The following is a 13,657-nucleotide window of genomic DNA, read 5'->3' as shown; positions in this document are numbered from 1 at the left end:
GATCAGGCCGAGCATGCCGTAAGCCAGCAGTTCGCTGGAGACGCGCGGGCCGACCACCTCGACGCGGCGATAATCCACCGAGTCGCCGAGCGCGGCGCGCACCTTTTGCACCGCGGCCTGCTGCGCCTGATCGCCGCCCGGCTGCTGCGCCACGCGGATCAGCACCTCGGCGGGGCCGCCGAATTGCTGCAGCTGGACGTCGCCGAGATCGAGCTTGCTGAGCGTCTGCCGCATCCCCGCGATATCGGCCGCGCCGGAATGCGCCCTCACCTCGAGCAACGTGCCGCCCTTGAAGTCGATGCCGAAATTCAGCCCGTGGGTGAAGAACAGCGTGATCGCGGCGATCGACAGCAACGCCGAGATCGGGAAGCTGATCCGCCGGAATTGCGTGAAGTCGAAATGCGTGTTGTCCGGGACGATCCGCAGCGACGGCAGCCAGCCCATGATGCTGACGATCGTCAGCACCGTCACCAGCGCGCCCAGTCCGATCAATACCCACTGTGTCGTTGTCACTTGCAGCTCTCTCGGATTAGCGTCGTCAGATCGGCACGACCTGCGGCCGCTTCCAGCGGACCCAGGCGGCGACGATCAGCCGGGTCACGGTGAAGGCGGTGAACACGGTGGTGATGATGCCGATGCCGAAGGTGACGGCAAAGCCGCGCACCGGGCCGGTGCCGATGTAGAACAGCACCGCGGCGGCGATGAAGGTGGTGATGTTGGAGTCGAGAATCGTCGCCAGCGCGCGCTTGAAGCCGGCATCGATCGCCGAGATCGCGTTGCGCCCCGCCCGCAATTCCTCGCGGATGCGCTCGTAGATCAGCACGTTGGAGTCGACCGCGATACCGACGGTGAGCACGATGCCGGCGATGCCGGGCAGCGTCAGCGTCGCGTTCAGCAGCGACAGCACGCCGAAGATCATGGCGACGTTGACCGCCACGGCGATGTTGGCGAACACGCCGAACAGCCGGTAGGTCAGCAGCATGAAGATGATGACGAGGATGGAGCCGACATAGGCGGCGAGTTCACCCTTAGCGATCGAATCCGCGCCGAGGCCGGGACCGACGGTGCGCTCCTCGATGATCGTCAACGGCGCCGGCAGCGCACCGGCACGCAGTAGGATGGCAAGGTCGTTGGCCTGCTGTACCGTGAAGTTGCCCGAGATCTGGCCCGAGCCGCCGGTGATCGGCTCACGAATGACGGGGGCCGAAATCACCTCGTTGTCGAGCACGATGGCGAACGGCTGGCCGACATTCTCGGTCGTGGGGGGGGGCACTTTGCGCGCGGCGGGGGTGTTGAAGCGGCCGCTGACGCTCGGCTCGCTGGTGCGCTGGTCGAAGCCGGGCTGCGCGTCGGTCAGATCGGCGCCCGACACCAGCACCTGCTTCTTGATCACATACGGCGTCTTCGGCTCCTGCGCGCTCATCAGCACTTCGGAGTCCGACGGTGCACGGCCGGCCAGTGCCTGATCCGGCGACACCGACGAATCGACCATGCGGAAGTCGAGCTTGGCGGTCTTGCCGAGCAGCTCCTTCAGCCGGGTCGGATCCTGCAGGCCCGGCACCTGGACCAGAATGCGGTCGGAACCTTGGCGCTGGATCAGCGGCTCGACGGTGCCGAGTTCGTTGACGCGGCGTTCGACGATCTGGATTGACTGGTCGACCGACTGGCGCACGCGCTCGGCGATCGCCGCCTGCGGCACGGTCAGTCGAATGACGCCGCCGCCGGCGTCTGCGACGTCGAGGCTGCGCTGGCCGTTGGAGCCCATCAGGCCGCCGAGCGGCTGCGACAGCTCGCGCAATTTGGCGAGTGCGGTGGGGACGTCGGAGTCCTTGCTGATCTTGACCTCGACGACGTCGCCCTTCTGCGCCAGGCCGGTATAGGCGATGCGGGCTTCGCGCAGCACGCGGCGCGCGTCATCGCGCACCGACTCGAGCTTGTCCTTCTTGACCGAGTTGGCATCGACCTCGAGCAGGATGTGCGACCCACCCTGCAGGTCGAGGCCCAGCACCAGATGGCGCTGCGCCCATTTCGGCCAGGTCTTGACGGTGTGTTCGGGGAAGAAGTTCGGAACGGCGCAAAGGCAGACCACCAGCGCCGTCAGAATGACCGCCAGCGCCTTCCACCGTGTAAAATACAGCATCGAGTTGTCCCGTCAGAAACCTGGAAGGCGCAGCGTCCGCATCAAGTCGATGCGGTGTCGTCCTTGGCGGGCTCGGCCTTGGTCTCAGCCTTGGCTTCGCTCTCCTTGGCGGCGTCCTTCTTGCCCTTGCCCTTTTCCGGCACGTCCTTGACCGGCTCGCCCTTGCTGCGGACGCCGGTGATCATCTGACGCATCTGACGCGCGCGCACGCCGTCGGCAAGTTCGAACTCAACGGTGTCGTCGTCGATCACCTTGGTAACCTTGCCGACCAGGCCGCCGGACGTGATGATGGTGTCACCGCGGCGGACGTTCTTCACCAGCTCGGCGTGCTCCTTCACCTTCCGCTGCTGCGGGCGCAGAATCAGAAAGTACATGATGACGAAGATCAGCGCGAACGGCAGCAGCGACATCAGCATGCTGTTGGCATCGCCGCCAGCGGCAGCGGCCTGAGCAAACGCAGGAGTAACAAACATCCGGATTCCCCGTGAAAACAAGCGAGCCGGCGCGGCGCAGGGGCGACGTCCGGGGGGCGCAAATTCGCGCGGACTATAGCGGCCGCGGTCCCAATTGCAACGCTGCCACCTCTCTCAGTGCGCCCCCGTTTCCGCGGCTTGCCGGGGGTGCCACGGCCCGATATGGCTGCCCGGTCAGGAAGTGCAAGAATGGCCAAAACAACAAAATCTCGCTCCGCCCGCGCCGTCCCCAAGGCAGCCGCCCGGAAGCCCACCAAGGCTGCCGCTGCCAAGCGCCGCGGCCCACCCGCAAACGCCCCCACGGCCGTGCTCGACGCCGCCACCTTGGAGCGGATCGCACGTGCTCTGGAGGGCATTTCAGCCCATCTGGCAGGCACTTCCGCACCTCCGGCCAACGCCGCTCTGGCCTCCGCCGAGGCGTTCATCTGGCATCCTGAGGGGCGGCTCGCGCCGGTTCCCAAAGTCAGCCGGGTCGACCTGTCGCTGCTGCAGGGCGTCGACCGGATGCGCGACACCCTGATCGAAAATACGGAGCGGTTCGCGACTGGTCTGCCCGCAAACAACGCTCTGCTCTGGGGCGCGCGGGGCATGGGCAAATCGTCGCTGGTCAAAGCCGCTCACGCGCATGTCAACAAGCGGCCGGATGTCGCCGGCAAGTTGAAGCTGATCGAAATCCATCGCGAGGACATCGAGAGCCTCCCCGCGCTGATGACGCTGCTGCGTGCGTCGGAGTATCGCTTCATCGTGTTCTGCGACGACCTGTCGTTCGACGGCAACGACGCGTCCTACAAGTCGCTGAAGGCCGTGTTGGAAGGCGGCATCGAAGGCCGCCCCGACAACGTGATTCTCTATGCCACGTCGAACCGGCGGCACCTGCTGCCGCGCGACATGATGGAGAACGAGCGCTCGACGGCGATCAATCCCGGCGAGGCGGTCGAGGAGAAAGTTTCGCTGTCCGATCGCTTCGGCCTCTGGCTCGGCTTCCATAAATGCAGTCAGGATGAATTCCTGGCGATGGTCCGCGGCTATTGCGCCCATTTCGGCGTGGTGATCGACGACGATCAGCTAGAGCGCGAAGCGCTCGAATGGTCGACAACGCGAGGCTCGCGCTCCGGTCGCGTCGCCTGGCAGTTCGTGCAGGACCTCGCAGGTCGTCTGAAGGTGCGCCTGGAGACCAAGTAATCGGAACCGCCGCCGATCAGGCGGCTTCCTCGAATACCTTTCTCTTCGGAATCGAGCTCAACCGTCCCAAACTGCACACATGATTCGTTGCACCGTCGCCCCGGGGGGCGGTGAACGATCGGGGCAACAAGGGGCAATGGGCGTGCGCAAATCGATTCTCTGTCTTTCGGCGGCGCTGGCTGCAACCTGCGGCAACGCCCGGGCCTCCGATATCGGGCGGCCGTCGCCCGCGTCGGTGAGTCCCGCGTGGAACTGGACAGGCTTCTATCTGGGCGCCCATCTCGGCGCTGGATTTGGAACCACCAAGGTCGACAATCCCTACGGCCCCTCGATTTACGGCGACACCGTGCGAGTGCCGAAGGCAGTCGGCGGGCTGCAGGCAGGCTACAATTGGCAGCTCGCTGGCTCGCCCTGGGTGCTTGGCGTCGAGGTCGACGCATCGGCGCTCGATTCCGATGGCACCGACACCTGCCTGGCCTATTCGGGGCATTTCGTATCGGCGAACTGCCGCGTGCGCGAACACGCGATCGGCACATTGACGGGCCGCTTCGGCCAAGCGTTCGGACCGCAAGGACGTTCGCTGGTTTACGTCAAAGGCGGCGCCGCGTTTCTGGTCGGCGACCTGACAATCACCACCAATGCGTCCGACTACTTGGATCAACCCGCCACGGAGCTCGGTGCGACGCGCTGGGGCTGGACTGTCGGCGCGGGTATCGAGCACGCGCTATCGTCGCGCTGGGCAGTGCGCGCCGAATACGACTACGCCAATTTCGGCACGCGCGGGATCGATAGTCCCAACGGCGGAATTCTGCAGATTCCTGGTGACATCAGCAGCCTGCAGAACACGCTCGGCTCGCCGACCAGCGCCCGGCAGGATGCGCATCTGGTCAAGCTCGGCCTCAACTACTATTTCGGCCGCGACGGCGGCGGCGCCGAACCCGGCCCATTGCTTCCTTTGAGCCTGCCCGCGACACCGCGGTCGGCGTGGCAGATCGACGTCGGCGCGCGCTATTGGTACAGCCACGGCCGCTATCAGAACGACCTGACGATGAGCACCATCACGGCGCAGCAGAACCATCTCGTCTCCCGTCTCACTTACGAGAGCGAGGGGCATTCGGGCGAGGTGTTCTGGCGGATCGACAGTCCGCGTAAGTTGTTCGTGAAAGGCTTCGCCGGCGGCGGCGGTCTGGTCGCCGGCAAGATGAACGACGAGGACTGGTTCCCGACCAACCCCGACTATGCGGTAGCCTATTCGAACACCTCGCACGCCAAGGTCACCGGCACGATCGCCTACGCGACGCTGGATGCGGGCATCGACCTCGTGAGTGATGCGTCCGGCAAGCTCGGCATATTCGCCGGCTACAACTTCTACCGCGACCGGAAGGATGCGTTCGGCTGCGAGCAGATCGCTTTGATCGGCTTTCCCTCACCCTGTTCGGTGGCGTTTCCGCCGAACCAGATCGCAATCACCCAAAACGAAGACTGGCACTCGCTGCGGATCGGCGCGAACGGCAGCCTGACCATCGCGCCCGGAGCGAAGCTTTCGCTCGACGCCGCCTATCTTCCTTATACGCATATCACGGCGCTCGATATCCATCACAACAGGGCCGACGTCGGCGTCAAGGATTCGCCGGCCTGGGGCGTCGGACAAGGCGTGCAGCTGGAAGCGATCCTCAGCTACGACGTGACGCCCAATTTCAACGTCGGTGTCGGCGGCCGCTATTGGGCGATGTGGGCGACCGACGTCGAGACCGCGGGCTTCGGCAGCCCGGTGCCCACGCAGTTGCTGCCGATCCGCGTCGAGCGCTACGGCAGCTTCCTGCAGGCGTCGTACAAGTTCGACGTGAACTAATCGCCCCCTCCCCCGATTCGGGGCGCCGCCGCGCGCGCTTCGTTGCTCGCTTAGTAAACCGGGGGCCCGGATCTGCGACGCTGCGCGTCTTGTCCGGGACACCGAAAGGCGAATTCCAGATGCGACTGCAGCCGCCTGGTGGCCTCGGCGTCACCGCGACGGGCGGTTATTCACAACCCCACCCACCGTGCCCCGGACAAGGCACATCCCGCCCCTCGCGGCGGGATGTGCCGCAGATCCGGGGGCCCGGTTTCGGGCCTCGCCGTGCGCATCGTTCAGGGCTTAAGTAGTAGCCGGCGTCCCGGATCGGCGGCGCTTTGCGCTTATCCGGGACACGGAGGAGAATGCCGCAAAATAAAAAATGCCCGGCATTGGCGCCGGGCATTCAGTCTGTCAGGCAGTTTCTCTCGACGGCGTTGCTCAGGCGCCGTTGAGGAACTTGAGCGGATCGACCGGGGACGATCCCTTGCGGATTTCGAAGTGGAGCTGCGGTGAGCCCACCTCGCCGGACTGTCCGGATTTCGCGATCACCTGGCCGCGCTTGATGGTCTCGCCGCGCTTGACCATCAGTTCGCTGGCGTGGGCGTAGGCGGTGACGTAGCCGTTGGAGTGACGCACCAGCACCAGGTTGCCGTAGCCCTTCAGCTCGTTGCCCGAATAGGCCACGACGCCGTCTTCAGCCGCCTTGATCGGCGTGCCTTCGGGCACCGCAAGGTTGATGCCGTCATTCGACTTGCCGTTGGTCTTGGCGCCGTAGGCGGTGATGACGCGGCCGCGCACCGGCCAGCGGAAGCTCGGCAGCGCGCCGGTCGCTTCGGCTGCCTTGACGGGCGAAGCTTCGGCCGGCTCGGCGGCCGCGGCCGGCGTTTCGGTCGGCGCAACCATACGGGCCTTCTGCACCGGCTCGGCCGGGGCGGCGGTCGCCATGCGGACCGGAGCAGCCGCGATCGGGGCCGGAGCTTGGGCGACGGGAGCTGGCGCGGGAGCCACCGGAGCGGCCATCGCGGTCGCCTGCCCGCCCGGAATGTTGATCTTCATGCCCGGCTTCAGATGCGCCGTGGTCGACAGGTTGTTGGCGCGCGCCAGTTCCGACAGCGAGACGTTGTTGCGGCGGGACAGGCTCATCAGCGTGTCGCCGCTGTTGACATAGTGCACCCGCGCGGGCGCCATCGCCGGAGCGGCTGCGACCGGACGCGCCGCCGGCGGTGCGGCGACCGGCGCCTGCAGGGCGGCGGTCCGCTGCGGGATCACCAGCGATTGGCCGGGCTGCAGGCGGCGGGGGCCCTTGTAGCCGTTGGCGTGCAGGATGTCGGCGGTCGAAACATTGTAGCGGCGCGACAGGCCCTCCAGCGTGTCGCTGGTGCCGACGATGATCGTGGTGCCCGCGGCGGCTGCCGGAGCAGGAGCCGGCGCCGGGCGTGCCGCAGCCACGGAGCGCGGCGCAACGGTGCCGGTCGCTTCCACCGGAGGACGCGCCGGAGTTTCATAGCGCGGCGGCGGCTCGTAGGACGCGACGCCGCGGCCACCGCCCGACATTCCATTGCCGCCACTGGCGACCTGATAGGACGAGGGTGCCGAGATCGGCGGCAAGGCCTGCGACTGGTACTGCGGCTGAGCGGGTTGATACTGCGGCCGGGAATACTGCGGCAGTTCACGCGGCTCCGCGTAACGCTGCGGCTGCGGGCGCTGCTGTACAGAGCCGGTGGATTCGACAGGCCCGAACGGCGCCTGCTGAAACCGGGTCTGCATGTCCGCGCTACAGGCGCTGAATCCGACCGACACAAACGCCAGCACCGCCATCTGCGGAGCCCGACGCGAGCAAAGCAACTCGACTACGCGGGACATGGTTACTCACTCATACGCAACTCAAGGTAAATTGAGTAAACACGTACGGAGTAAACAACGCTTTAAGCCTGAGGCCAGACGGGCCTTGACGAGGTGTTTTGATGCGGCTCGATCACAGCTCGCGCGCGATGCCCGGCAGCGCCGCGACGAAGCGGACGTCGACCAGCGGACGGCGGATCAGCTCGTCGTCCTTGCGCTGCACCCGCACCAGCGTTTGCCGACCGTTCGCCGGCCCGACCGGGGCGATCAGCACGCCGTCCGGATCGAGCAGGTCGAGCAGCGACTGCGGCAGTTCGGCCGTCGCCACGGTGACCAGGATTCGGTCGAACGTGCCCTGCCCGTCCGGCAGCGCGAAGCCGTCTGCCAGAATCACCTCGACATTGCCGTAGTTCAGCTCGCGCAGCCGCGTCCGCGCACGGTCCGCCAGCGTCCTGAACCGCTCGACGCTGACCACGCTTTGCGCCAGCCGCGACAGCACCGCGGCGTGATAGCCGGAGCCGGTGCCGATCTCGAGCACGCGGTGGCCCGGCTCGATGCGGAGCTGCTCGGTCATGTAGGCGATGACGAACGGCTGGCTCAGCGTCTGGCCGCACGGAATCGGCAGCGCAGTGTCGCGCCACGCGTTGGGCCGATGGATCGGATCAACGAAGCGATCGCGCGGCACTGCCTCCATCGCCTGCAGCACGCCGCGGTCGCTGATCCCGCGCCGCCGCAGGCTCAGCTGGAACATCATCTTTTCCGGCGGAGCCGCTACGGAACTGTGCATCACCCTCTCGCTGACCGGCACGAATCAGCGGCGTTCCGCCGCGATTGCCCGATTCCATCAAATTGTTGGATTGCTGCCGGAATTCTGGCAAGCCTGTGTTGCACTCCGGGCGAGCGGCGGAAGGTTGAGATTGCGTCCTACCGGTATATTTGCGAGTTTGTCGCCACCAGCCGACCCAGATTGCGGGCGGCTTCCAAGGGAATGATCCGATGACGATCGACAAGCCGGCCGGCACCGTCTTCCTGGTGGAAGACGAGGCCATGATCAGGATGATGGTCGTCGACATGCTGGAAGAGCTCGGCTTCAGCGTCGCCGCCGAAACCGGCGAGATCAATGAAGCCGTCAAGCTCGCCGGCACCACCGACTTCGACGTCGCGATTCTCGACGTCAACGTCAACGGCAAGGTGATTTCGCCGGTCGCCGACGTGCTCAAGGCCCGCAACCGCCCGTTCATCTTCGCCACCGGCTACGGCACCCAGGGCGTTCCCGAGGACTACCGCGACCGCCCGGCGCTGCAGAAGCCGTTCCAGATCGAATCGCTGAAGAAAGCGCTCGACAGCACCCTGCGCGGCACAGCCTAACCAGTTGTAGGGTGGGCCCGGTGCTATGCGCCTTTGCCCACCCTCCACGGCCTTCAAACCGTCCTGCCGCCTTACCCCAGCGTCTTCGCCAGCGTCGCCGAGAACGCTTCGTCGGTTCGGTCGAGCCGCAAGGGCGTCACCGAGACGTAGCGTGCTGCCAGCGCGGCGAGATCGGTGCCTTCTGCCGGCATGTCGGCCACCAGAATGCGCTCGAAGCCGATCCAGAAATACGGATTGCCGCGACCGTCATGGCGTTCGTCGATCTTCAGGAAGCCCTGATTGCGCTTGCCCTGCCGGGTGACCTTGACGCCCTTGACCTCGTCCGCGAGGCAGGCCGGGAAGTTGATGTTGATCACCGTGTTCTTCGGCACGCCCGCCTTGATCGCCTTGCGCAGGATCTCCGGACCGTGCGCCTTCGCGGTGTCCCACAGCGGCGAATTGCGGGTTTCGATCGAGAACTCCTGCGACAGCGCGAACGACGGGAAGCCGAGGATGGTGCCCTCCAGCGCGCCGGCGATGGTGCCGGAATAGACCACGTCCTCGGCGACGTTGCGGCCGCGGTTGACGCCCGACAGCACTAGGTCCGGCGCCTTGTCGGCGAGGATGTGCCGCGCGCCCATGATCACGCAGTCGGTCGGCGTGCCGCGAACGGCGAAGTGCCGCGGGCCGACTTCGCGCAGCCGCAGCGGATCGTTCAGCGACAGCGAATGCGACACGCCCGACTGGTCGAGCTCCGGCGCCACCACCCAGACGTCGTCGGACAGCGCCCGCGCGATCTCCTCGACCACCTTGAGCCCGGGCGCATGGATGCCATCGTCATTGGTGCACAGAATCCGCATGTCGCTCGGGCGCCTCTCTGAAGGTCGTTGTTGATGGCCGTGGTCATATCCGGCCCGGGCCAGAGAGGCAAATTCGGCGATGCCGCTATGAAAGCAAACCCGTGTCCCGGGCGCGGTGCAGCGCAAAGCGCTGCTCCGCAGACCCGGGACCCCGATTTCTTCCCAACCGCTCAATCAGGATCACGCATCAGCGCTCTTCGGAGGCGCCCAACCGGGGCCCCGGATCTGCGCGGCGACACTGCGTGCCGCAGCGCGTCCGGGGAACGATGAGGCTCACGCTGGATACACAATCCAGGCCGACTGCTCGTTCGGGCGCGCTCTACGTCCGGGTAACGCGCAGTCACCAGCGCGCGGTGACGCTGCCGAGCACGGTGCGGCCTTGCGTGAAGGTGCAGTTGCCGCCGTTGCAAATGCCGACCCGCTCATCGGCAAGGTTGCGCGCATTGACGGCCAGCCGCATGCCGCGGAAATCGTAATGCACGCCGGCGTCGAACGCGGTGATCGCCGGATTGCGCACGGTATTGAGCGAATCTGCCCAGGTCCGGTCGATCCAGCGCACGCCGGCGCCTAGACCGAAGCCGGCCAGCGCGCCGGTCTGCCAGGTGTAATCCATGAAGATCGCCGCCTGCTGGCTCGGCACGCCGATCGGCACCTTGCCGAGATCGCCGTCGTTGCTGCGTGTCACCTCGGCGCTGGTGGTGCTGTAGGACGCGATGCCCTTGAGACCTTCCGCCAGCGACAGCACGGCCTCCAGCTCGGCGCCGCGGGTGCGGATCTGACCGGTCTGCACCGAATACATCGCACCGAATACCGGATCGACCGTCAGCACGTTGTCCTTGGTCAGGTTGAACCAGGTCGCGGTGAAGTAGCTGTTCCAGCCGCGCGGCTGATACTTGATGCCGGCCTCGATCGACTCGCCGGTGGTCGGCGCGAACGGCGACGAGCCCCGCCCCGGCGCCGTGGTGCCGGCCTGCGGCAGAAACGACGTCGCGTAGTTGACGTAAGGCGCGACGCCGCTGTCGAATAGATACAATAGCCCGGCGCGGCCGGTGAAGCGATCCGGCGTGCTGTTGGTGGTCGTGCCCGACAGTTCGTTGTACTGCGACAGTTCCGAGAAATCCTGCCGCCCGCCGACCGTCAGCCGCCAGCCGCCGAGCGAGAGCTGATCCTGCACATAGAGGCCGAGCTGTCCGAGCGTCTGCCGATTGGCAGCGACCAGCGACAGCTCGGAGGTCGGAAACGCGACGCCGATCACCGGATTGGTCAGATCGAGCGACGGCGCAGACCCGACCGAGTAGCCGAAATTCGTCGCCTGCCGGAAGTAATCGATGCCCGCCAGCACGGTGTGCTTGATCGGCCCCGTCACCAGCTTGGCTTCGATCTGGCTGTCGATGGCGAACGTCTTCAAGGTTTCCTTGAAGTTGGACGCATAGCGATCGAGCGTGCGTCCGTCGGCCGACAGGCCGAGCCCGTCGATCATGTCGCCGTCGAGCCGCGCATGGCCGATGCGCACGTTCTGCCGGAAGGTCAGCGCCGGGTTGAAGCGATGCTCCAGCCGGTAGCCGATCGAGGCCTGCGATATCTTCAGCACGTCGAACGCGGGATCGCCGAGCCGGATATTGGTGGCCAGCCCGGTGATCGGGTTCTGCATGTAGTACGGCCACATCGAGGCCTTGCTGCGCGTGTACTCGGACAGGATTGTGAGGGTCGTATCCTCGCCCAGCTTCGCGGTGACGCTCGGCGCCAGGTAGACGCGGTCGTCCCAGGTGTTCGGAATTTGCGTGCCGCTGTCGCGCACCAGGCCGGTGAAGCGATACAAGAGATCTTCATGGCCGGGCACCGGCCCGCTGAAATCGAACCGCCCCTGATAGCGGTTGAAATTGCCGACGTCGAAGCCGGCTTCGTTCAGGCGATACGGCAGCGGCATCTTGCTGACGTAGTTCACCAGCCCGCCGGCGTCGTTGGCGCCGTACAGCACAGAAGACGGACCGCGCAGCACCTCGATGCGTTCGGCGCCGTAGGGCTCGTTGCGGAAGTACACGTAGAGGCCGTTGCCCTGGCGCAGGCCGTCGCGATAATTGCCGAACTGGGTCGACGAGAAGCCGCGGATCGAGAACTGGTCATAGCGGGCGTCGTAGCCGTACGGCTGGGTATAAACCCCCGCCGTATAGGCCAGCGCCTCGCCGACCGTGCGGGCGCCGGTGTCGCGGATCTGGTCCTGGGTCACGACCGAGACCGACTGTGAGCTTTCGATCAGTGGCGTGTTGGTCTTGGTGCTGGTGGCGCTGCCGGACGCGACGAAGCCGCTGACCGGACCGGTCGCGCTCGACAGCGTGGTGGTGGACGCCGGATTTATCGCAGCCGGAGGCGGAGCCGGCGTGGCGCGCTGCGCGGTTCGGCGCTGTTGTGTCGACGTCGAACGGCGATCGGCGCGCGCCGGCCGCACCTGCGCCGGCTTCGGCGCATCGACCGTGACCGACGGCAGCGCTGTCTGGGCACGGCCCTCCGAGTCCCAGCCGGCATCGACGATCAACAAACTACAACTCGCGAGCGCGACGCGTCGCGAGACTTTCCATCCCGGCATTCCCAGTCCCCCAGTCCCAACTACTGAGCGGCTGTATGCGTGGGCGGCGGCGGTGGAACAATTTGAATGGTTCGAGAAACGGGCTGCGACATTCACCCGCATTGCAGTGAAAAAGCCTGCGCGAAATCGAGATCGTCAGGCTTACGCCGGCTTCGCGCCGAAACACGCCTGGAATGATTCCAGGTGATGTCGTGCGAACAACGGCCCGCCGACACTAACAAGTAGTAAGCGGCCGGATCCGCAACGCGACTAGAATGCTTCATCGTTTCATTGAGGCAAGATCGCCCTGGCCACCTTGAACTGAGTCCTCATCCTGAGGAGCCCGGCAAAGCCGGGCGTCTCGAAGGATGGGGCAACGTAGGACTCGTGGCCCATGGTTCGAGACGGCGCTTCGCGCCTCCTCACCATGAGGTTGTGCGTGTAGCGATCGTCAGATCGCTCGCTCTGATTCATAAAAAGCAGAACCGCTCAGAAGCACAGCCCGAGCATCTTGATGGTGCAGTCGCGATGCGCCGGCTTCGGCGTCGCGGGCCTGGAGGTCGCAGGCTTGTCCTTGGCCGGCTTGGCCGTGCCCTTCGCGGCGACCTGCTTGGTTGCCGGTTTGGCAGGCGGCTTGGGCTTCGGCTTGTCGTAGCCGGCGATCACCATCGCCCAATAGGTCCGGCCGCTGGCGCTCTTGGCGTTGGCGACGCCGACCTTGGTGGCGCCCTTCAGCAGCAGGTTGCGTCGATGTCCCGGCGAGTTGATCCACTGCCCGAGCGTCTTCGGGAAGCTGTCGTAGCCGTAGGCGATGTTCTCCGCCGCGCTCGCAGCTTTCGACGGCGCGACGCGGTTGTTGAAGTTGCCGACCACGTCGTGATCCAGCACGTCCTTCGCCGCCATCCCCGCGGCCTGCTGCTGCGCGATCGCATTCAGCGTCGCATCCATCACCACCTTGCCCTCGCCGTTCTTGGCGCGGAACTCGGAGATCAGGTCGGCAGGACCGGCGGCGTGGGCGGGCGTCGAGAAGCTGGTTGCGAAAAACGCGACCACGAATATCAGCGTATTTGCGAGCGCAGCGAAGAAATCCAGCGCCGAGCGCGGCGCTCCTGGATTGCTTCGCCTTCGGCTCGCAATGACGGGGATGGTCATCAGCGTTATGCCTTCGCGATCACCTTCAGGCCGCCCATATACGGCAGCAGTACCTCGGGCACGGCGATCGAGCCATCCTCCTGCTGATAGTTCTCGATCACTGCGATCAGCGCGCGGCCGACGGCGGTGCCGGAGCCGTTCAGCGTGTGGACGAAGCGCGGCTTGCCGTCCGGGCCGCGCGAGCGCGCGTCCATGCGGCGGGCTTGGAAGTCGCCGCACACCGAGCACGAGGAGATTTCGCGGTAAGCCCCGCCCTCGCCCTGC

General features: G+C 65.9%; 11 protein-coding genes and 1 pseudogene. 3 read left to right on the top strand and 9 right to left on the bottom strand.

Annotated elements, in window-relative coordinates; translation table 11 throughout:
* The 3 genes and pseudogenes from ACOJTD_RS00315 to yajC all read right to left on the bottom strand — a co-directional run.
* Positions 1 to 513, bottom strand: a pseudogene (locus tag ACOJTD_RS00315) (protein translocase subunit SecF); the annotation flags it as partial.
* A 25-nt stretch (positions 514 to 538) separates the two neighbouring features.
* On the bottom strand, positions 539 to 2,140 hold the full coding sequence (gene secD / locus ACOJTD_RS00310) for a protein translocase subunit SecD (RefSeq protein ID WP_420130956.1): 1,602 nt from the start codon (positions 2,138 to 2,140) through the stop codon (positions 539 to 541).
* 41 nt (positions 2,141 to 2,181) lie between these two features.
* Positions 2,182 to 2,613 (bottom strand): preprotein translocase subunit YajC, encoded by a 432-nt coding sequence (gene yajC, locus ACOJTD_RS00305; protein WP_420130955.1) that lies wholly within the window; start codon positions 2,611 to 2,613, stop codon positions 2,182 to 2,184.
* Positions 2,614 to 2,802: 189 nt separating this feature from the next.
* Here yajC and ACOJTD_RS00300 point away from each other — a divergent pair, with 189 nt between their 5' ends.
* Positions 2,803 to 3,795 (top strand): ATP-binding protein, encoded by a 993-nt coding sequence (locus ACOJTD_RS00300; RefSeq protein WP_420130957.1) that lies wholly within the window; start codon positions 2,803 to 2,805, stop codon positions 3,793 to 3,795.
* 136 nt (positions 3,796 to 3,931) lie between these two features.
* Entirely contained in the window at positions 3,932 to 5,647 is a 1,716-nt protein-coding gene (locus tag ACOJTD_RS00295) for an outer membrane beta-barrel protein (protein ID WP_420130954.1), read from the top strand.
* Positions 5,648 to 6,067: 420 nt separating this feature from the next.
* Here ACOJTD_RS00295 and ACOJTD_RS00290 read toward each other — a convergent pair whose 3' ends face one another.
* Positions 6,068 to 7,492: a peptidoglycan DD-metalloendopeptidase family protein gene (locus ACOJTD_RS00290; RefSeq protein ID WP_420130953.1), complete on the bottom strand. Its 1,425-nt coding sequence runs from the start codon at positions 7,490 to 7,492 to the stop codon at positions 6,068 to 6,070.
* Between the two features lie 112 nt (positions 7,493 to 7,604).
* Positions 7,605 to 8,258 carry a protein-L-isoaspartate(D-aspartate) O-methyltransferase gene (locus tag ACOJTD_RS00285; protein WP_420130952.1) on the bottom strand — a complete coding sequence of 218 codons (654 nt, stop codon included), beginning with the start codon at positions 8,256 to 8,258 and terminating at the stop codon, positions 7,605 to 7,607.
* Positions 8,259 to 8,467: 209 nt separating this feature from the next.
* On the opposite strand from ACOJTD_RS00285, the gene ACOJTD_RS00280 reads away from it, so the two are divergent.
* Complete coding sequence (locus ACOJTD_RS00280; protein ID WP_420130951.1) at positions 8,468 to 8,839, top strand: response regulator; 372 nt, start codon at positions 8,468 to 8,470, stop codon at positions 8,837 to 8,839.
* 71 nt (positions 8,840 to 8,910) lie between these two features.
* Here the strand turns inward: ACOJTD_RS00280 and surE are convergent, their stop codons facing one another.
* The 4 genes from surE to ACOJTD_RS00260 form a co-directional block, all read right to left on the bottom strand.
* A complete protein-coding gene (gene surE / locus ACOJTD_RS00275; RefSeq protein WP_420130950.1) occupies positions 8,911 to 9,678 on the bottom strand; it encodes a 5'/3'-nucleotidase SurE in 768 nt (255 codons plus the stop codon).
* Positions 9,679 to 10,018: 340 nt separating this feature from the next.
* Entirely contained in the window at positions 10,019 to 12,214 is a 2,196-nt protein-coding gene (locus ACOJTD_RS00270; protein WP_420130949.1) for a TonB-dependent siderophore receptor, read from the bottom strand.
* A gap of 516 nt (positions 12,215 to 12,730) precedes the next feature.
* Positions 12,731 to 13,393, bottom strand: a complete 663-nt coding sequence (locus ACOJTD_RS00265) for a CAP domain-containing protein (protein ID WP_420130948.1) — start codon at positions 13,391 to 13,393, stop codon at positions 12,731 to 12,733.
* A gap of 5 nt (positions 13,394 to 13,398) precedes the next feature.
* The coding region (locus ACOJTD_RS00260) for an aminoacyl--tRNA ligase-related protein (RefSeq protein ID WP_420130947.1) at positions 13,399 to 13,657 on the bottom strand (259 nt) is incomplete at its 5' end.

The sequence above is a fragment of the Rhodopseudomonas sp. genome (genome assembly GCF_048594845.1).
Classification (GTDB): Bacteria; Pseudomonadota; Alphaproteobacteria; order Rhizobiales; family Xanthobacteraceae; genus Rhodopseudomonas.
Note: the sequence above shows the minus strand (reverse complement) of the source record. Positions and strands in the feature narration are given on the sequence as shown.

Excerpts from the sequence above, each read along its gene's own strand:
- secD (WP_420130956.1), bottom strand. The coding sequence starts at position 2,140 with ATGCTGTATTTTACACGGTGGAAGGCGCTGGCGGTCATTCTGACGGCG.
- yajC (WP_420130955.1), bottom strand. The coding sequence starts at position 2,613 with ATGTTTGTTACTCCTGCGTTTGCTCAGGCCGCTGCCGCTGGCGGCGAT.
- ACOJTD_RS00300 (WP_420130957.1), top strand. The coding sequence starts at position 2,803 with ATGGCCAAAACAACAAAATCTCGCTCCGCCCGCGCCGTCCCCAAGGCA.
- ACOJTD_RS00295 (WP_420130954.1), top strand. The coding sequence starts at position 3,932 with ATGGGCGTGCGCAAATCGATTCTCTGTCTTTCGGCGGCGCTGGCTGCA.
- ACOJTD_RS00290 (WP_420130953.1), bottom strand. The coding sequence starts at position 7,492 with ATGTCCCGCGTAGTCGAGTTGCTTTGCTCGCGTCGGGCTCCGCAGATG.
- ACOJTD_RS00285 (WP_420130952.1), bottom strand. The coding sequence starts at position 8,258 with ATGCACAGTTCCGTAGCGGCTCCGCCGGAAAAGATGATGTTCCAGCTG.
- ACOJTD_RS00280 (WP_420130951.1), top strand. The coding sequence starts at position 8,468 with ATGACGATCGACAAGCCGGCCGGCACCGTCTTCCTGGTGGAAGACGAG.
- surE (WP_420130950.1), bottom strand. The coding sequence starts at position 9,678 with ATGCGGATTCTGTGCACCAATGACGATGGCATCCATGCGCCCGGGCTC.
- ACOJTD_RS00265 (WP_420130948.1), bottom strand. The coding sequence starts at position 13,393 with ATGACCATCCCCGTCATTGCGAGCCGAAGGCGAAGCAATCCAGGAGCG.